This window comes from Psychrobacter jeotgali, assembly GCF_904846315.1.
GTDB classification, from domain to species: Bacteria; Pseudomonadota; Gammaproteobacteria; order Pseudomonadales; family Moraxellaceae; genus Psychrobacter; species Psychrobacter jeotgali.
Genome location: NZ_CAJHAF010000001.1, coordinates 783177 through 802508 on the forward strand (window position 1 = coordinate 783177; position 19332 = coordinate 802508).

Annotated in this window: 20 protein-coding genes; 9 read left to right on the forward strand and 11 right to left on the reverse strand. The window is 42.3% G+C overall.

The annotated features are described in order from the left end of the window. The first annotated feature begins 319 nt into the window (after window positions 1–319). The 5 genes from JMX18_RS03225 (at window position 320) to JMX18_RS03245 (ending at window position 6835) form a co-directional block, all read left to right on the forward strand. A complete protein-coding gene (locus tag JMX18_RS03225; RefSeq protein WP_201583988.1) occupies window positions 320–2254 on the forward strand; it encodes an AmpG family muropeptide MFS transporter in 1935 nt (644 codons plus the stop codon). 81 nt (window positions 2255–2335) lie between these two features. Further along, on the forward strand, window positions 2336–3274 hold the full coding sequence (prmC, locus tag JMX18_RS03230) for a peptide chain release factor N(5)-glutamine methyltransferase (protein WP_201583990.1): 939 nt from the start codon (window positions 2336–2338) through the stop codon (window positions 3272–3274). A gap of 32 nt (window positions 3275–3306) precedes the next feature. Beyond that, a complete protein-coding gene (locus JMX18_RS03235; RefSeq protein ID WP_201583992.1) occupies window positions 3307–4137 on the forward strand; it encodes a HesA/MoeB/ThiF family protein in 831 nt (276 codons plus the stop codon). 54 nt (window positions 4138–4191) lie between these two features. After that, window positions 4192–5529: an ABC1 kinase family protein gene (locus JMX18_RS03240; RefSeq protein ID WP_201584003.1), complete on the forward strand. Its 1338-nt coding sequence runs from the start codon at window positions 4192–4194 to the stop codon at window positions 5527–5529. A 61-nt stretch (window positions 5530–5590) separates the two neighbouring features. Further along, window positions 5591–6835, forward strand: a complete 1245-nt coding sequence (locus JMX18_RS03245) for a YbfB/YjiJ family MFS transporter (RefSeq protein WP_201584006.1) — start codon at window positions 5591–5593, stop codon at window positions 6833–6835. Window positions 6836–6922: 87 nt separating this feature from the next. Here the strand turns inward: JMX18_RS03245 and JMX18_RS03250 are convergent, their stop codons facing one another. Continuing rightward, window positions 6923–7411, reverse strand: a complete 489-nt coding sequence (locus tag JMX18_RS03250; RefSeq protein ID WP_201584009.1) for an Lrp/AsnC family transcriptional regulator — start codon at window positions 7409–7411, stop codon at window positions 6923–6925. 164 nt (window positions 7412–7575) lie between these two features. Here JMX18_RS03250 and leuA point away from each other — a divergent pair, with 164 nt between their 5' ends. Together leuA and JMX18_RS03260 are read left to right on the forward strand one after the other, a co-directional pair. Then, on the forward strand, window positions 7576–9345 hold the full coding sequence (gene leuA / locus JMX18_RS03255) for a 2-isopropylmalate synthase (protein ID WP_201584012.1): 1770 nt from the start codon (window positions 7576–7578) through the stop codon (window positions 9343–9345). Window positions 9346–9634: 289 nt separating this feature from the next. Then, the gene (locus JMX18_RS03260; RefSeq protein WP_201584015.1) at window positions 9635–10297 is read left to right on the forward strand and encodes a hypothetical protein; all 663 of its coding nucleotides are present in this window, start codon (window positions 9635–9637) and stop codon (window positions 10295–10297) included. 120 nt (window positions 10298–10417) lie between these two features. Here JMX18_RS03260 and accC read toward each other — a convergent pair whose 3' ends face one another. From accC to JMX18_RS03280, 4 genes are all read right to left on the reverse strand, one after another. After that, entirely contained in the window at window positions 10418–11779 is a 1362-nt protein-coding gene (gene accC, locus JMX18_RS03265; protein ID WP_201584018.1) for an acetyl-CoA carboxylase biotin carboxylase subunit, read from the reverse strand. Window positions 11780–11916: 137 nt separating this feature from the next. Further along, window positions 11917–12345, reverse strand: a complete 429-nt coding sequence (gene accB / locus JMX18_RS03270) for an acetyl-CoA carboxylase biotin carboxyl carrier protein (protein ID WP_201584021.1) — start codon at window positions 12343–12345, stop codon at window positions 11917–11919. Window positions 12346–12635: 290 nt separating this feature from the next. Further along, window positions 12636–14003 (reverse strand): MATE family efflux transporter, encoded by a 1368-nt coding sequence (locus tag JMX18_RS03275; RefSeq protein WP_201588197.1) that lies wholly within the window; start codon window positions 14001–14003, stop codon window positions 12636–12638. A 351-nt stretch (window positions 14004–14354) separates the two neighbouring features. Next, window positions 14355–14849: an EVE domain-containing protein gene (locus JMX18_RS03280; RefSeq protein WP_201584024.1), complete on the reverse strand. Its 495-nt coding sequence runs from the start codon at window positions 14847–14849 to the stop codon at window positions 14355–14357. Window positions 14850–15083: 234 nt separating this feature from the next. Here JMX18_RS03280 and hemW point away from each other — a divergent pair, with 234 nt between their 5' ends. Beyond that, complete coding sequence (hemW, locus tag JMX18_RS03285) at window positions 15084–16328, forward strand: radical SAM family heme chaperone HemW (protein WP_201584042.1); 1245 nt, start codon at window positions 15084–15086, stop codon at window positions 16326–16328. Window positions 16329–16443: 115 nt separating this feature from the next. On the opposite strand, the gene JMX18_RS03290 is transcribed toward hemW, so the two are convergent. Further along, window positions 16444–16584, reverse strand: a complete 141-nt coding sequence (locus JMX18_RS03290; protein ID WP_201584046.1) for an entericidin A/B family lipoprotein — start codon at window positions 16582–16584, stop codon at window positions 16444–16446. 74 nt (window positions 16585–16658) lie between these two features. Next, the gene (locus JMX18_RS03295) at window positions 16659–16799 is read right to left on the reverse strand and encodes an entericidin A/B family lipoprotein (protein WP_201584049.1); all 141 of its coding nucleotides are present in this window, start codon (window positions 16797–16799) and stop codon (window positions 16659–16661) included. Window positions 16800–17161: 362 nt separating this feature from the next. On the opposite strand from JMX18_RS03295, the gene JMX18_RS03300 reads away from it, so the two are divergent. Then, window positions 17162–17707, forward strand: coding sequence for a tRNA (cytidine(34)-2'-O)-methyltransferase (locus JMX18_RS03300; RefSeq protein ID WP_201584052.1), 546 nt, complete (start codon window positions 17162–17164; stop codon window positions 17705–17707). A 10-nt stretch (window positions 17708–17717) separates the two neighbouring features. Here the strand turns inward: JMX18_RS03300 and JMX18_RS03305 are convergent, their stop codons facing one another. Genes JMX18_RS03305 through tusD form a run of 4 tightly spaced genes read right to left on the reverse strand, consistent with a single transcriptional unit; the run spans window position 17718 to window position 19270 of the window. Then, entirely contained in the window at window positions 17718–18038 is a 321-nt protein-coding gene (locus JMX18_RS03305; protein WP_201584055.1) for a TusE/DsrC/DsvC family sulfur relay protein, read from the reverse strand. A gap of 34 nt (window positions 18039–18072) precedes the next feature. Then, window positions 18073–18402 carry a hypothetical protein gene (locus JMX18_RS03310; RefSeq protein ID WP_201584057.1) on the reverse strand — a complete coding sequence of 110 codons (330 nt, stop codon included), beginning with the start codon at window positions 18400–18402 and terminating at the stop codon, window positions 18073–18075. 55 nt (window positions 18403–18457) lie between these two features. Next, a complete protein-coding gene (locus JMX18_RS03315; RefSeq protein ID WP_201584060.1) occupies window positions 18458–18781 on the reverse strand; it encodes a hypothetical protein in 324 nt (107 codons plus the stop codon). Window positions 18782–18811: 30 nt separating this feature from the next. Further along, entirely contained in the window at window positions 18812–19270 is a 459-nt protein-coding gene (gene tusD, locus JMX18_RS03320; RefSeq protein ID WP_201584077.1) for a sulfurtransferase complex subunit TusD, read from the reverse strand. Window positions 19271–19332: the final 62 nt, after the last annotated feature.

The window sequence follows — 19332 nt, forward strand, 5'->3', positions numbered from 1 at the left end:
GAGTAATACTGCAAGCTAAAGATACATAATATTAACCGCTACAACATTGCCGCAAAAATGAAGATAGTAACTGGCAAGTTAATGCAAAAATATCTAGTCAAGGCAAGCGTTCTCAAGTACCATAATTCAATTTTGTAGTAAGTATTGTTTTCCTTATGCCATATATAATGATTTAATTCATGAGTCAATTACTGTTGATATTTGCTTAAAACATTATCGATCTTCATTTTTGAAAGGTTCAATGTTGTTTGAATAATATCTTTTGGATTGAAAATTAAGTAGGGCGCTGTTTTGATGTTTAAACATTTGGTGAGTCGTTATGTCTGCTGTTAAATCTGTACCACCTAATTCTGCTGTTCCCAAAAAATCTTGGGGCGAGGCGATAAAAGCTTATCTCGAGCCCCGTGCCGTTATCATGCTATTTTTGGGATTTTCAGCAGGTATTCCCATTTTGCTGATTTTCTCAAGTTTGTCGTTGTGGCTACGCGAGGCGGGGATTGAGCGTAGCGTGGTAACTATGTTTAGCTGGGCAGCGCTTGGTTATTCTTTTAAGTTTATCTGGGCTCCTTTAATCGACGCCCTTCCGGTGCCTTTTTTAACCAAATGGCTGGGACGACGGCGAGCTTGGATTGTAACCTCGCAGCTGCTTATAGTCATCGCTATCTTATTGATGGCAAGCTTTAATCCGGTTACTGAAAGTGTGCTGTGGTTTATGGCGGCATCGGCAGTTCTATTAGGGTTCTCATCAGCGACGCAAGATATCGTCATCGATGCGTACCGGATTGAGATTGCGCCGCCGACCTTGCAGCCGACCTTGGCCGCTATGTATGTAGCAGGCTACCGCATAGGCATGATTGTTGCGGGGGCAGGGGCGTTATATTTAGCGGACTATTTTGGCTCTACTGAAGCTTTTTATAGCTATGAGGCTTGGCGTAATACCTATTATATTATGGCCGCAGTGATGTCAATTGGTATCTTGACCACTTTTGCAGGTTATGAGCCTATTGCTGAGATTTTGCAGGTCAAAAAACAAAAACTTAACCTAAAGATATTTTTTATCTACGCTGGCTTATTGGTGATACCCGGCTCGATTTATGGTTTGGTGAGCTTGGTTGAGATTATTTATAATAATTTTTTAGATACGACTATTAATGTTGTACCGCTCGCTATCATGCCAGCCGTTAACCTCTACTTCCTAGCTTTAGTCGCTTGTGCGCCGCTGCTACTTTTATTCTTTATTATAAACCAGCCTAAAATTGTTAATAAAGTCTCTTTGGTGGTTGAGACCAGCGAGGACTACGTCAGAATCGTCATGCTTTTTGCTTTTACGGTCATAAGCTTTATCGCCGCTTTTATTATTATTGGCAGCTTTTTTAGCGATAGTGAAAGCGTGTTATTGAGCTTTGTAGCTGAAACCGTACGCTTACTGGGCAGTTTAGTGGTGGCCGTAGCGGTAGGATATGGGTTAACGCATGTGGGATTGGCCAAAAAAGAAGTCGCCAAAACCATGTGGATAGATCCTATTGCTGACTTCTTCAAACGCTATGGCAAAAAGGCATTATTACTATTGTTACTTATTGGCTTATACCGCGTCTCTGATATTGTAGCGGGGGTCATCTCCAACGTTTTTTACCAAGATATGAGCTTTACCAAAGTTGAGATTGCCAATGCCGTCAAGTTGGTTGGCGTATTAATGGCGCTTGCTGGCGGATTTTTGGGCGGGGTATTGGCGCAAAAGATGCGGCTGATGCATGCCATGATGCTGGGCGCCTTATTAGCCTGTGTGACCAATTTGCTATTTGTATTATTGACTTATAATCCAGGTAGCTTGCCGCACATGTATCTGGCGGTTATTTTAGATAATTTGGCGGCAGGATTTGCTAGTGCGGTATTTATTGCCTTTTTATCGGCTTTGACTTCTATTAGGTTTACGGCGGTACAATATTCAATATTTTCGTCCTTGATGACACTGGCACCCAAGGTGTTAGGCGGATACTCTGGCGGTATCGTGGATAATATGGGTTATCCATTCTTTTTCTTATTCACTTTTGCTATTGGTATTCCAGTATTGCTGCTTATCTACCTAGTTGATAAACATATTGTTATTGGCGACAACGACGATATATATGGCGATGATGAGGATGACGATAAAGGCGATGGTGCTAAAAGTGATGAAGGTACGGGTGTTGATAAATTGACTAAAATTAATCCCAATTTAACCGACACCAAAGAGCCACCACGTGCGCCAGAATAAAGATACAGGTTAAAAATAGGGGCATTGGTTATATGTCACCGGTTATCAATATAAAGGGTTATTGAAAGTTTTGAGAAGTTTATGACAACATTTAATATTCGTCAGATAAAACAGCAAATAAAACAACTGGCAAATGAGACCTCAGATAGTAATGGTAAGGCCTTGCCATCATTCTGGCTGACGGATTGGTTATTATATGTCATTGATAAGCCCGCATTATTTTTAATCACAGACGATGATTATCAGCTGACCGATAGCGAGCTTGACCAGTTCAATACGGGTATTACTAACATGCAGCAAGGTATGCCTTTAGCTTATCTGACCGGCCAGCAGGAATTTTGGTCGCTTGATTTTAAGGTAAACGCACACACGCTCATTCCAAGACCAGATACCGAGGTATTAGTCGAGCAAGTCCTTCGTTGGATAGGAGAGTGTGAGAGCAATAGAGCTGAGCGTCTTGATAAAGCGAATAACGTCGCCATAAACCATAATAACCCTAACGATAACAAGCGTTTACTTGATTTGGGCACGGGATCGGGTTGTATTGCAATCAGCCTTGCCCATGAGCTGCAAAAGGATGCTCAACCCAATTGGCAAGTGGTCGCCGTTGATATCTCAGCTGAAGCGTTAGAAGTCGCTGAATATAATGCAGCGGCTAATAATACTCAGGTCGCATTTATGCAAAGCAGCTGGTATGAGGCGTTATCAACCAATCCTGCACAGCGCTTTGATGTCATCGTCTCCAATCCGCCTTATATCGATGAAAGCGATGAGCATTTGATCGATTTGCAAGCGGAGCCAATTAGTGCGCTAAGTGCGCCCGAGCAGGGATTGGCTGATATAGCCCATATCGTGCAATACGCGCCGCAATTTTTACAGGCAGGTGGTTTGCTCGCTATTGAGCATGGCTATGACCAAGGAAAGGCGGTTCGTAAGCTTTTTTTAGAGCGTGGCTTTAAGGCAGTGAAAACTGTATCCGATTATGGCGGTAATGATAGAGTTACGCTGGGTGAGATTTAGTTTTAAAATATTTTATAATTTTGGTAATAACTATGACATCGTCAACAGACGTCCAACCTTCAATAAACAAAGCTTCGATAGCTGTCTCAATAGATAGCCAAACGCTTAACGATGACGAGCTACTGCGTTATGCGCGCCAAGTCCTGCTTGAGGGCTGGGATGTCGACGCACAGCTGCGCTTAAAATCCTCGCGTATCGTTATGATTGGGGCCGGCGGGCTGGGTTGTCCAGCCTCTGAGACTTTGGTGCGGGCGGGTCTGGGTCAATTGCTACTCATCGATGATGATGTCATCGAAGAGAGTAATTTGCAGCGGCAAACGCTATTTTTGCCTACTGATATTGGCAAACCCAAAGCTGAAACGGCGGCGCAGCTGTTGCAGGAAATTAATCCGATGATTGAAGCTCGGGCTACGGTTGCACGGCTAAGTGATGATAATGCTTACGAATTAATGGATATGGCAGCGGGCAAGCCTGACTTGCTACTTGATTGTACTGATAACTTTGCCACCCGTGCGATGATTAATCGCATCAGTGTGCGCTATCAGATTCCGCTATTGTCAGCCTCGGCGATTGGTATGCAAGGTCAGCTGGCTTTATATGAACCAGCATTGAATACCGGCTGCTATTACTGTGTATTTGGCGAGCATAATAGCGATACTGATGAGCGCACTTGTGCCAACTCAGGGGTGCTAGCCAGCACGACTGCCATTATGGGCAATCTACAAGCTAATGCTGCCTTACAGTATTTAGGTTTAACTAAAAATCCACTGACAGGCAAGCTATTAATGTGGGACGGTAGGCAGATGCAACAACGCTTGATGGGCTATCGGCAAGATAGCGACTGTCCTATTTGTGCCGCTTAGTGTTTGTTTTAATTTTTATCTATTTTTTTTATCTATTTATAACAGTTGTCATTTATGAAAATTCATCGTCCGCATTTATTAAAACATAGCTTTAACGTCGTAAATAGAGTTCGGCAAACAGCAAGCATTGCCGGATTATCTGCGCTGCGTGTCGCTAAGGGTGAAAAGCCCGATGCTAGGTTGTTAAAAGAGACCTTTGAGCAGTTAGGGACGACTTATATCAAAATCGGTCAGTTTATTGCCAGTACGCCTTCGTTGTTTCCGCGCAACTATGTGGAAGCGTTTCAGGATTGTTTGGATCAGACCACGCCATTACCCTTTGATTATATTGAGCAAGTGTTAAGGGAGGAGCTAACGACGGATGGTCAGAGCTTGTCTGATAAGTTTGCTCATATTGAGCCTAAGCCTTTGGCATCGGCGTCTATCGCTCAGGTGCATGCCGCGCGTTTGCACAATGGTGATGAAGTGGTATTAAAGGTACAAAAACCTAATGTCGAGACTATTATGCAGACCGACTTAGGCGTGCTACACGGCGTCACTAAGTTGCTCGAGATCATCATGCCCTCGATGAAGTTTGCTAGTATAGCGCCGATTATCGATGAGATTCGCTTAAGGATGTTGGCTGAAACGGACTTTATCGCTGAGGCGCAAAATATCCGAGATTTTCAGCAGTTCTTGGCAATGTCGGGTAACACGCGCGTGGTCGCTCCCAAGGTTTATGATGACTTGACAACCAAACGTGTACTGACCATGAGCCGCTTACGCGGGGTTTCTATGATTGATGAGGTAGCGATGCGTCAATACTGTAGTGATCCGGCGCAAGTGATGGCCGATACGTTGAATACTTGGTTTGCAAGTTTGATGCTATCTAACAGCTTCCATGCCGATTTGCACGCTGGCAACTTAATGCTACTCACCGATGGCCGCATTGGTTTTATTGATTTTGGTATTGTCGGTAAACTCAAAGCTGAGAGTTGGCGCGCCTGTATGGGTATGATGCAAGCCTTGCAGGATAATGACTATCAAAACATGGCGCACTATATGATCGATATGGAGATGACCCATGGACGCAGTCAAGTCGATGCGGATGCCCTTGCAGACGATTTGCAGCGTATGATGCGTACGATTATGGCGGAGGATGTCAAGATTACCAGTGGTGTCCCTTTTAATAATAAAGAGCAGGCTGACGAGCTCAATCAGATGATGCTGGAGATTGTCGATGTAGGCAAGCGTCATGGTATTCACTTCCCGCGCGACTTTGCCTTATTAACCAAGCAGCTGTTATATTTTGATCGTTTTATGCGCACGCTTGCGCCTGATATGGACATGTTTAGTGATAGCCGAGTGGCTATATTGGGTGAGCCCACCGCTATAGAGTCCACCGCTATTTAGTTGATGCACTTTTAAAAAAACACAAAGGATTGTGTGCTGATGACCACAAATTGGCTCTGTCATGATGACTGCTCCTAAAAGCCGGAGAACATTTACCATCACTAATGAAACCGCTATAGCCTTGATAGGGCTGTATTGTTTGGCAGTGGTGATGGGCTATGGCCGGTTTCTCTTCACGGCGACCCTACCAGATATTATGATGCAGCTGACTTTGTCGACTACGGTTGCAGGTTGGCTGGCGTCCATTAATTATATCGGCTATTTCATTGGCGCTTTGGTAGCGATGTTTGTCCCGCAGCGTCTCACTTGGCAAACTTTAGTTTTTTGGACCACGGTTAGCATAGTCACTACTATGCTGCTCGCCATACCTAATATGTCATTAATACTGTGGTATATCATCCGGCTGCTGGCAGGTATTGCTAGTGGCATTGCGATGATTTTAAGCTCAACGCTGGTCATACAAAGCCTTAGTGATAAACGGCGCTCGGTACTCTCCACCTTGCACTATGCTGGTATCGGCGTGGGCATTAGTGCTTCTGCTCTGCTAACTTGGTTACTGCTGGTTCTGGGTTATCATTTCGATATGATTTGGTTGGTTGCTGGGATTAGTAGCTTGCCATTGTTATGGCTGTTATTTGGCATACGACCTACACCATCAAGCTCACTCACTTCAAGTCATCAGTATCAATCTCTACGACAGACTTATATTAATTTTAAACGTGCCTTATATGAAGCCGTTATTGGTAATACTAAAGCCATTACACTGCTAGCGGCGAGTTATGTATTAGCAGGGTTTGGTTATATTACCTCAGCGACTTTTTTGCCGGTTATGGCGGTGCAGCGCTTGAGCACGCAGTCTTATGCTGGATTGCTTATTTGGTTGATTGTTGGGGTTTTCGTTACCTTGTTTAACCCTGTTTGGGGCTTGCTGGCGAAGCGTATTGGCGAAATTAATACGCTGATTGGACTGACTTTATTGCAAGCCGTAGGGATGTTCACTCCCATTTGGTTTGATGGTGCTTTGGGTTTGTATGCCAATGCCGCCATTTTAGGCTTAACCTTTGCTGGTATGGTTTCTATGACCCTTAATATTATTAAAAATATGAATCCAGCTTATTCTAATCTGCTGATTGGTTTGGCCACTTTAGCTTATGCTTTGGGGCAATTTATAGGTCCGCTAGTCACGGTTGCCTTGGCTGGCAAAGATGATAATTTTAATGCAGGCTTGTTCGTTGCTGGTATGGGGCTATTAGTTGGTGTTGTTTTATTATTCATATTTCGTAGGCAAGTTAAACAAACCGTTTGATGGTTTAAATTTATCCAAATGGCATAGTTTTTGAGCCTTGTTTTTAGGCTTTGTTTTCAAGTTTTTATCAATCCTTGTTCTCAATTTTCAAACCATACTACGGCTGAACACTTCTCGCAGCTCAAAACTGGTATGGACTTGAGCCACACCTTCAATCCGGTTGAGTCTATGTAATAAAAACTCTTCATAATGGGCCATATCACGCACTCGAACCTTGATTAAGTAGTCCTCAGTGCGCCCAGTGACGATACTACAGCTGATGACTTCATCAAAGCTTTGTACCTTACGCTCAAACTGCTCAAAGCGCTCAGCGGTATGGCGATCCATGCTAACAGCGATAAATACCGCTAAAGGGTAGCCCAATTTCTGTGCGTCGGTTTGGGTATGGTAGCCTGTTATAATGGCATTGTCCTCCAAACGCTTAACCCGGCGGGCGCAGGGAGTAGCAGAAAGGTTGACCTTTTCAGCGAGCTCAGTAATGCTCATACGGGCATCGGTTTGTAAAAGCCGCAGTAATTGTCTGTCAATATCATCAATATCATAAGGTAATGCTTCAGTATTATTGCTGTTTGCCATGGTTTTAGCCCTATTATGTATTTAACAACTAATAATACACTCAATATTGGTGATAATCACTAATAATAAGACAAATTATATAAAATAAAGCTGCTTTTCACTTCTTATAATTTGCTATTATAATGGCATGAACTTTTTCAATTACTGTAAATAAGGTCAGTCACATGTCGCAACAAACTGCCAACACTCGTAAAGTTACTCCAAAACACGCTGCTTTTGATTACAACAAGTATCGTCCCTTTGCTTTTGCACCTTCATTGCCAGATCGTACTTGGCCCAGAAAAACCATTGAAAAGGCGCCAATATGGGCAAGTGTAGATCTGCGAGATGGTAACCAAGCGCTTATCGATCCGATGACCATTGAACAAAAAACCCGCTTTTTTAAGACCTTGGTTGAGGTGGGTTTTAAAGAGATTGAAATTGGCTTTCCATCAGCCGCACAAGTTGAGTTTGATTTTGCTCGTAAATTGATTGAAGAAAATCAGGTGCCTGACGATGTTACTTTGCAGGTATTGGTGCAAGCACGTGAACATTTGATTGCCCGAACTTTTGAGTCTCTTAAAGGGGCTAAGCGTGCCATCGTCCACGTTTATAATTCAACCAGTCGCATACAACGTGAAAAGGTTTATGGCAAAGATAAGGCTGAGATTAAAGAGATTGCTATCAGCGGTGCCAAGCTATTAAAAGAGTACGCTGCCAAATATCCTGAGACCGAGTGGGTGTTTCAATATTCGCCTGAGAGCTTTAGTCAGACCGAAACCGAGTATGCGGTAGAAGTTACTGACGCCGTTTGTGAGGTTTGGCAACCTGCACAAGGACAGGGCGTTATTATCAACTTGCCAGCGACAGTTGAGGCTTCAATGCCCAATATTTTCGCTGATCAAGTAGAGTATTTTTGCCGTAATTTAGCCCAGCGTGAGCATGTGACTATTAGCTTGCATACTCATAATGATCGTGGCTGCGCGGTTGCTGCGGCTGAGCTTGGGGTGCTTGCAGGCGCAGATCGTATCGAAGGCACTTTGCTGGGTAATGGTGAACGTACCGGTAATATGGATATCATGGTCATGGCGATGAATTTATTTAGCCAAGGCGTTGATCCTGAGCTTGATTTTAGTAATATGAGCGAGATTGTACAAGTGGTTAGCGAATGCAATAATTTGCCTGTCCATCCGCGTCATCCTTATGTGGGCGAATTGGTATTCACTGCCTTTAGTGGCTCACATCAAGACGCTATTAAAAAGTCGCTTGATTACAATGAGAAAAATAAGGACGAAACTGATAACGTTTGGGATGTGGCCTATTTGCCCATTGATCCGGCACACATCGGCCGTAGCTATCAGGATGTAGTGCGTATCAATAGCCAATCTGGTAAAGGCGGCGTCGCTTATATCTTGCAGCGCAATTACGGCTTTAACTTACCGCGTTGGATGCAGATTGACTTTAGCCGGGTGGTACAACAACAAGCTGAATCGGTCGCCCGTGAATTACAAAATGATGAAATCTTGCAAACCTTTGAAGATACCTACTTAAAGCAAGGCAATTTTGAACTGCTTGACTATAGTGTTAATAATAAAGGCGGCGAAGTTTACTTTGATGGTCAAGTACGAATGAATGAGGAAGTGATTACTATTGCTGGAACTGGTAATGGTCCACTGTCTTCATTTATTGATGGGTTGGCTCAGCACACTGGTAAGTCTTTACATATCATTAACTATGCTGAGCACGCTATCAATCCTCAGCATAACAGTATGGATGGTATAGATGATGATACCAACAGTGATAATAAAACTAATGCTAATGCAGCGGCTTATATCCAATTAAATGTCGATGGAGAGGTGTATTCAGGTATTGGAACCTGTAGCAGCACCGTATCAGCGATGTTAAAAGGAGCCTTATCCGCTTTTGCACAGGCACCAAGCACTACAGCAGCATAAGTAATTTTGGCTAAATAAATTTAGCAAAGTAGTGGTCTAACTTGCATATAGATTAGCTCTGATAAATGACTTAATTTATATCTGATAACTAAAAACTATAATGCCATGCCTAAAAGCTCTACAGTAGCTGGAAGCATGGCGTTATTTTTTATACTTGAATCAAAGCGTCACAAGATGACGTGTTAAGCTAATATGTAGCTATCAATAGCATAATGTTACTTGTGTTTTACTGCTTTAAGACTTACGCTAAGGCTAACATTACCTCTCATTATTATTAAAAAGGTTAGTTATGGAACCTGTTTCAATTGCTTCATTTACGTTAGCCTCTATTTTAGCCTCGCTCCCTGCTAACAATGAAAATACCCAGCCAACCAGCCAAGCGGTTATTACCACCCATATTAGCCCCGCTATTGTCGGGCAGTGGGAGATCGATTTGGACAGTGAGCTTTCAGCTGATAGCGATAAGGGCTCATCTGTGATGGACTCTATAGCGATGAGGAGCGATAGCAATACAGAAAGTACCGAACCTAGGGTAGTTGCCGGTACAGAAGGCGGTGTTATTGAGCAAAATGAGCGCCGTATCGTTAAAGTTAAACCTAATACTAATATTAATAACGTTGCTAATAGTAAACAGAGTATTACGGCATCGGCTGCTCAGTCTGATCAATGCCGTGAGCTTTATAATTTTGGATCTGACAATCAATTATGGACGGTTAGTGATAAAGAGTGGACTTACGGACATTATTTGATCACTCATCTTGAAAAAGGCTTACCGATTATTGCTATCAAAACGATTTATGATAATAATGAGATAGATTGTTCAGGCAACCAAGTGGATCAAAGTGGAGAGATCTTAATGGCATTTTTGAAGCATGAAGGTAATAAAATGCAGTGGTGTGCCGACCCCGAAGGTGAAGAGTGTTTTGTGAATTTTCATAGAGTTTTGCCATAGCTCTAATACTTAAGCTCTGATACTTAGATACTTTATAAGCAAAACCATAAGCAAAACCGCTATTTTATTGAATAGCGGTTTTTTATTTTATAGTGATAACTAAATTAAAGGAGGCGCCAGTTAAGTCGCTGTTTTAGTCTTTTGCGATTTGAGTAGTTCTTCTTCGAGATAATGAATGTTTTGAGCTTCCTTAACAAAACTCTCATCTGCTAAAATCACATCACGATGCAGAGGTATATTGGTTTTGATACCTTCAATAACCAGCTCGTCAAGGGCATGCAAAGTCTTTGAAATGGCTTGTTGACGAGTCTGACCATGACAAATGAGCTTGCCAATTAATGAATCATAATAGCTGGGTATCTCATATCCAGGATATAGGTGGGAATCAAAGCGTACTCCAGCGCCACTAGGAGCGAAGAGTTGAGATACCGTACCCGGTGATGGAACAAAAGTTGTTGGATCCTCAGCATTGATACGACATTCAATAGCATGGCCTTGAATCTCGATATCGCTTTGACGATAGGATAGGCCGTAACCGGCGGCAATTTTTAATTGTTCAACCACCACGTCAATACCAGTAATCATCTCAGTGACCGGATGCTCGACCTGTATGCGAGTATTCATCTCAATGAAGAAGAACTCATTATTCTCAAATAAGAATTCAAAAGTACCAGCACCGCGATATTGTACCAATTCACACGCTTTAACACATGCCTTCAAAATAGGCTCGCGTACATCGTCAGGGATATCAGGGGCAGGAGCTTCTTCTAGTACTTTTTGGTGACGACGCTGTAGCGAGCAGTCCCGATCAAAAAGGTGGATAGCATTACCATTACCATCACCTAATACTTGAATCTCAACGTGGCGTGGGTTCTGTAAGTAACGCTCCATATAAACGGTGTCATCACCAAACCAAAGCTCAGCTTCTTGTTTGGCTGACTGCACTTGACCAATGAGTTCGTCAAAGCGCTCGACGACACGCATACCACGACCACCGCCACCCGATGCCGCTTTAATCAATAGTGGAAAACCAATATTACGTGCTTGCTCTTCAGCATTGTGTAGCGTTACCGCTCCTACTGAGCCGGGTACTGTCGGTACGCCTGCTTTTTTCATAGCATTGATAGCTGAGACTTTATTGCCCATCAGGCGAATATGATCCGCATTGGGACCAACGAAAGTCAATCCTGCTTCTTCAACACGCTCAGCAAATTCAGCGTTTTCAGCTAAAAAGCCATAACCGGGATGAATGGCATCAGCACCGCAAATCTCCGCAGCGGTCAAGATAGTATTGATATCTAGGTAGCTCTGGTTAGCGTTTGGCTGACCAATACAAATAGCCTCGTCAACAAAGCGCAGATGCATCAAATTGGCATCGGCAGTAGAATAAACACCAACCGTTTCAATACCAAGCGCTTTGCAAGCGCGTACGATACGTAGGGCAATCTCACCTCGATTGGCAATGAGCAGTTTTTTGATCATGGGGTCGTCCTTGTTAGAGTAGTACAGATCATCTCTATCATCATAATGGACTGTCATATTATTAAAGTAGACAGCCCAAGGAATGAGAGCGATCAATAGCAACTAAATAGTAACTAAGTAAAGTATGGCAAAATCCGTTAGGCTTTGTAGCGTATAACCGGTTGACCAAACTGTACGACCTCAGAGTTGTCGACTAATATCTCATCAATAACCCCACTTTGAGTAGCTTCAAGTGGGTTCATAATTTTCATTGCTTCAATAATGCCGAGCGTATCACCTGCTTGTACTTTTTGTCCTACTTTAACAAATGGAGGATCATTAGGACTTGGTGCAGAATAAAAAACACCAACCATTGGTGATGTTTCGACACTACCTGCTTTTATATTGGTTTTAGCTTCTGCTGCTACAGGAGCGTTACCAGCCGCAGGAGCGGTCATCATAGTAGGAGCAGGAGCATCATAATGGCGAGTTAAGCTAACGTGGTCGTTTTTTGAAGTAACTTCCAAATTGACCAAATCTTTTTCTTCCATGAGGGCGATTAGCGTGCGTATCTTTTCAATATCCATAATTTCATTGTGGCCTTTTTCTAGAATTTAAGAAATAAATAGTGTAACAAAATATTGTATTAGTGATTACTAATGATACCTATATTCAACGGAATGAGCAATCAATGTACAGTTGTTAACTGATTTTTTTTACATATTCTTATCATATAATAGCCTATCCGTAAGAAAGGGCGGATTTTATCTATCAACCGTTAAAATAAATTAAATTTCTAAAAGCAAAAGTGATGTAACTTTGCCTATCAGATCGCAGCAATCTTACCTAAAAACTATTATATCTAAGTCATATTTGATTAAGCCCATTTTGCAGTCAAACGTTTTTGCTGATAACGGAGTCTTAATGTGAGCAAAATTGAAGATAAGAATAAGCCTGTAATAAGCGCCATCCAAAATCCTTGGGCGCCTATATCAGTGAAACGTACTAAATAAATACCGAGCGGTAAAGCGACCAGCCAATAACAAAATAGCGTTACCCACATCGGTACAGTAGTGTCTTGCATACCGCGTAGGATACCGGCAATATTGACCTGCCAACCATCAAATAGCTGATAAGCCAAGGCAAAAATCAGTAAATGCATAGCTTGAGCTCTTACCTCAGGATTGTCAGTAAAAGCGGCTGCCAACTGCGGTCTAAATAGCCAAATACCAAGCATACTGGTCAGCGCAATCAGTACTGTCCAAATGAGCCCAGTGGTTTGTACGTGCCGTAGAGCCAGTAAGTTCTTTTCTCCAAATCGATTAGATATCATAATAGTCAGCGCCATTGCGACGGATATGGGTATCATAAACAGCTGTGAAGTGACAGATAAAGCGACTTGGTGGGAGGCGGTTGCCAAAGCACCCAAAGGACTGATAACCAGTGCGCCTAAACTAAATAGACTGGCCTCAAAAAATATTGAGATACCAATGGGAATGCCAAGTTTTAAAAGCTTGGTGATTTGCGCACGGTTGGGTCTGGTGAAGCTATAAAAGAAGCGGGTGCTGGCAAACTGTTGACGCTTACTAAAGGTGGTATAAGTGCCTAATAGCAAGACGTTAATCCAAAGTACTATTGCCGTTGCCACACCGCAGCCCGCACCGCCGAGCTCTGGCATACCAAATAGCCCATGGATGAAAATATAGTTCAAAGGAATGTCTGCTAGCAGGCCTATAATACTGATGACGGTTACAGGCTCTGGTCGTCCAAGGGCTTCGCAATAGCTACGTAGTACCGCATAGACAGCAATGGCGGGAAAGCCAAACGCTACCGCTCGTAAGTACATAGTCGCTATAGGCTGAATATCTGCAGGAACGCCCATAAGACCCAACACATTGGGCATTAAGCTTACTATAATAAAGCCCAAGATACCTATAACACCTGCCGTCCATATCGACTGCTGGGTAATATGCGGTACTTGATCGTATTTATTTTGGCCGACCGCTTCACCAATTAACGGGGTGGTAGCAATCAAGATACCCGTTGCCAATAAAAATAAGGGCAACCAAATACCTGAGCCAACAGCTACTGCTGCTAAATCGAGTGCTGAAACTTGACCTGCCATAATGGCGTCAACCACACCGAGAGCGGCTTGGCAAAACTGAGTAATTAAAATAGGTAGCGCTAGCACGCCTAGACGTAAGCTATAGCTTTTAAAATCTGCAAAGGATATTGGCAAAACCATGGTTAGCAACTTGTCATTATTTACGGTGTTCACGATTGATATTAGATAAAACCATCAATCAGTAGTGGCAGAGCACTAATAAAACACAAAAGAGATGTTAAAATGTTAGGATAAAATCATGCAGGCAATCATACTCCGATAACGCTTATAAGCATAGACCCTTAAGTATGGAACCATGAGCTGATCAACAGCGTAGTATGATTAAAACAGCCATCCTAAAATAAAAATAACCCGTCAATTCAGAGTATAAATTGACAGGTCAAAAGAAGATAGAATAGTAATAAAGCGTGATAATATTGTCAACGCTTTAGCAGTAGGTTGTTTAGTTAGCTAATAGCTAGGGTTATTAAATTAAGAGTTTGTATAGCTATCTGGTAGTAATTCCAGATTTTTAGCCATATCAATAATAGCTTGCCAGTGTTTGGGTTCAAGCGGAATAACGGTTAATTGCTGACAGCCTTTTCTAAGTAATAATGAATCTTCAAGAGCCGGTATAAACTTGAGAGCTGATAAAGGTACGGTCTCTATAAATGCGCATTCAAAAGTGACATCAACCATATACCAGCGCGGCTCATCCTCAGTAGCTATTGGATCATAATGACGATGTTCAGGATGGAACTGGGTGGGGTCGGGGTAGCCGGCTTTAGTGATAGTCATTATGCCAGCCGCTCCGGATGGATTAGCGCTCGAATGATAAAAAATTACCTTATCACCAACTTGCATGTCATCACGCATAAAGTTACGGGCACGATAATTACGTACTCCATCCCAACACTCGGTTCCTAAACGCTGCAAATCATTAATACCAAAGAATTTTGGATTGGACTTCATTAACCAATAAGCCATGTTTGCCTCTTTTTTAATGTTTTACCTATTTTGCCTACCAGCTCATGATTTGGCTATGAGTGTTCGTTGATACTTTTGTTAGTTAAAAAATATATCCCAGTCTCGCTGTATCGTTTTTATATTGAACTCACTATATCGAGTCTTAACAGACGACCAAGCTTTCATTTTGATAATGAAGCCGTTATTCTAGCTTGGTTTTTGTAAGTACCGCCATTTTTATAAGTAAAACTATTTATGTCTAAATCTGCTTGTTCCAATCCTGCTATTATAGCGGTGACTAGCATTCCGCTAGCGCTGTATATTCATATTCCGTGGTGCGTAAAAAAGTGTCCTTATTGCGATTTTAATTCGCATGAGTTATCCGTAGACAGTCCATTATCGATGTATGAGCACTACGTCGATGCTTTGTTGGCTGACGCACATCTGCAGCAACCCCTAACTCAAGGTCGACAGATTCGTTCGATATTTATCGGCGGCGGTACACCATCATTACTGCCTATTGCCCAGTATCAGCGTTTATTTGCCGGCTTGCGGCAATGTTTTGATTTTGCTGCGGACATTGAAATTACTATGGAAGCCAATCCGGGTACGCTTGAGCATGCGCCTTTCGCTGAATACTTGCAGGTAGGTATCAATCGCTTATCCATAGGGGTGCAAACTTTTGCTGCGGATAAGCTTACCACTCTTGGGCGTATTCATAATCCTGAGCAAGCATTTTCTGCCATTCAGGCGGCGCGTAAGGCAGGATTTGAGCGCGTCAATGTTGATCTGATGCATGGCTTACCTCAGCAAAGCCTCAATGAAGCGTTATATGATATTCAAAGGGCCCATGATGCTGGGGCGACCCATATTTCTTGGTACCAATTAACGATTGAGCCTAATACGGTGTTTTACCGTAATCAGCCAGTGTTGCCTGATGAGGATAATTTAGCCGATATCGAAGAGGCGGGGCAGACTTTATTACAAGGGTTAGGCTATGATAATTATGAAGTGTCAGCTTGGGCGGGCGCAGAGGATAGCCCTTGTCGTCACAATGTAAATTACTGGCAATTCGGTGATTACTTGGCAATTGGCGCTGGTGCTCATGGCAAAGTCAGTATTGACCACGCTAAGCTTAGCGAAGAAAACTTACCATTTTTAAAAAATGATCAGTTATCAAAGGATAACGGGATTTACCGCTTTAGTAAATCACGGCTGCCAAAAGACTATATGACTTATGAAGGTGCCCCGAAAATGGTAGGCTGGCAAGTGATTGCCGCTGATGAGTTAGTCAGCGAATTTATGCTTAATGCGTTACGCTTACATGATGGGGTAGCGTGGTCGATGTTTGAGGCGCGCACTGGTCTTAATTTTGCAACTATCGCTGAACAAGTGAATAATCTGATCGATAAAGGCTTATTAGAAGATAGCCAAAATAAGCTACAACCGACTGCCCTAGGAAAGCGATATCTTAATCAAATATTACGAGAGTTTTTATAACGAGAGATCGTGATATTTTGCTGGCAAGTGGATTGATTATCAAGGTTAAGAGTAGCTAATAAAAAAGGCTTACCAAATGGTAAGCCTTTTTAATACTAATCTAAGGTAAGAAAACTTAGATTTTCTCTTGTACGTTTTGCGCGCCGCCAGTAACAGCATCACCAGCGCTGGATACGTCTTGGCCTAAACCTCTAAACGTGTTGCAACCGGTTAATACAAACATAGCAGTAAGAGATGCGATAATTACTTTTTTCATAGTAAACTCCTCATAAAATTAATTGATGAAACTTAGACTTGAAAACTTAGATTTGAAAACTTAAACGTTAAAGCTTAGATTTTTCTTTGAACGCTTTCAGCGCCATCAGAAATACCTTCGCCAGCTCTGTTTACGTCTTGACCAAAACCTTTAAAGGTGTTGCAACCTGTTAATACGAACATAGCGGTTAAAGATGCGATAATTACTTTTTTCATGGTAAATTCCTCCAAAAAGAATGAAATCTGGACAATCCATTTAGATATTGTTTGTCAATAACTAAGATGGAACTGCAAAAACGTAATCTTATATAAACACTGATTAAATCTAGGCTATCTGAATCTATTAATTCTAAATAGTGCTTTTTAAGTAGTGTTTTTCTAACATTACTAAATTGTGTTTGTATCCATTACGGCTATGATAGAGAAAGTTAAAATCGATGCCCAGTATCAAAATGTAATTATTAATCATAAACTGTAACTTTTGATTACGTAATCAGCCAAGCGTTTTACCTCAACGTTAAATAACTACGTACTCGCTTATTGATTTATAATGAGCATTTTTCTCCTATGGAAGTATTATGACCATTCATATCGTGTTAGTCGCCCCTAAAATGCCTAGTAATACCGGTAATATTATTCGTCTGTGCGCTAATACGGGAGCGCAGTTACATCTGGTTAAACCTTTAGGCTTTGAGCTGGATGATAAGAAACTGCGCCGGGCAGGGTTGGACTATCATGAGTATGCTGAATTACAGGTACATGATAATTGGAGTACAGCCAAACAGGCTCTGCTTAAAGCAGACTGTCGCTCTATTACGGCTCTGACCACGAAACTTAGCCAACCGTTTTATGATTATGACTTTCAAGGGCAGTTAAAAGATAAGCAAAATATAAATGTAGCACTAGTTTTTGGTTCTGAAACCGCAGGACTCGCCGATGATATACGTGCAGATATTGGCGCAGATAATTGGCTTAGATTGCCTATGCTACCGGACTCACGCAGCCTGAACCTGTCTAATAGCGTGGCAATATGTTTATATGAGGTCTGGCGTCAGTTGGGTTTTAACGGAGATACTGGTCGTAGTACCGGTTATGAGACCTTGAGCGTTTATGATCCAAAATAGCTTCTTATAATTATAAACAATTTGGCGGTTTGGGTAAGCCAGCGAGACGGTTAACATGACGAGCAACCAATCCAGTATTAAAAATTTGCTGAAGTTTTTGATTGCTAATATCGTGCTCAGGCAAGGTTTGCTGTAGCCATTTAATGAGCGGACGAGTAGCAGGTGGATGGTTAAATTTGTCAAAAAATGCTCGCACTTGCTGCAAGATCTGTAAATGTTCGGCATTTAACTCGACATCCAAACTATCAGCAAGTTGTTGAGCAATATCAGTAGTCCAAATCGTATAATCACAAAGGTGGCCGTCTTGATCTAGCGCTATCTCTTTATTCATAGAAAACCTTTCCTCATAACAACTCTCACATCATTTACAAACAAACCGTGACTACTTTATCGAACTGAGAATCTTGAGTCATAGTCACCCATTCATCATCAGTTAAAATACCGGTCAATTTAGTCTCTAAACTTAACTTTCTACTGGTGTTTTCGCTAAGATTCGCTATATCATCAGCCAAGGCGTAAATGCCTGAGATACCGTCGATATCACTTTCATCCAAATAAGCCTTAAGCCATTCTATAAAAGCGACGGTAGTACCCAGTAGGATAATGCTATCTCCTGCCTGCCATGTTAACGCCATCTGTGTCGTGCTGCTTCTAAGCCTATCCATGGTGCTATGTAATTGGTATAAAGTTGCCATAAAAAATCCAAATAAATATTAAGGCTGATAGTCAGTAATTTTTTGATTATAGAATTTAAAAAGTGAGCACTTGCTCAAATTCTTGTGTATCAATAACTTCTGGCACTAGCGTTAACTGCGCAACTAAGTCATTGGGTAGCATACCGGTGAGCCAGCCACTAAAGACATCTTCTGGTAGCCAAGCTGGCGGCATGTCATATAATTCAAGCGATTGAATCATACCGTGCAAGCGCGATTTTGGCTGCATGAGTAACCCAAATACAGGTGCATCTAAATAAAGCTGCACCTCGTGACCAAAGGTCGCCAGCGTTAAAGCCAGCGCGCAGCCTTCATAGCTTGCCATCTCAGTAGCGGTGCGCAGCTGAATCAATAGTTTCATAAATGCTCCTTTTAGCTATTCTATTCAGCTCTAAAATTGAATCAATCGGCAGTTGTCTTGCAGCATCATGGCAAGCTCGCTAAGTCCTACGAGCTTGAAACCAGCCGCTAGATTTTCGCCCTCTAGCTGATGACGATTGCTATTTTCAGAATCACTAATACCGCGGCTAAGCGCCGTACTGACGCAGACCGGTAGGGTGAGCTGATATTGCTCTGCTAGTGCCTGCCACTCTTTAGTCAGGTTAGTTTGCTCAGCGGATTGCCAGCGCAGACGATTGGCTATGTGGGCCGCATCGGCATAAAAAAAGATATTTAAGAGCGGTTTATCATCAGCCTCATCGGTGTTTGCTATCGCTGTTTTCCTATTGGGTGGTTGCTTAGGGTCTTGCTGGGCTAATTGTGCAAGTAAGGAGTGGGCATAGCGTAGCCCTAGATGAGCCAGCGGATGGCTTGGATCTTTGGTTATCAATAGTAAGGGAGTGAGGCTCATAAATACATCTTCTTAGTAAGCAGTTTTTAAAATAGGTTGTTCTAAATTAATATAAAGGGTTA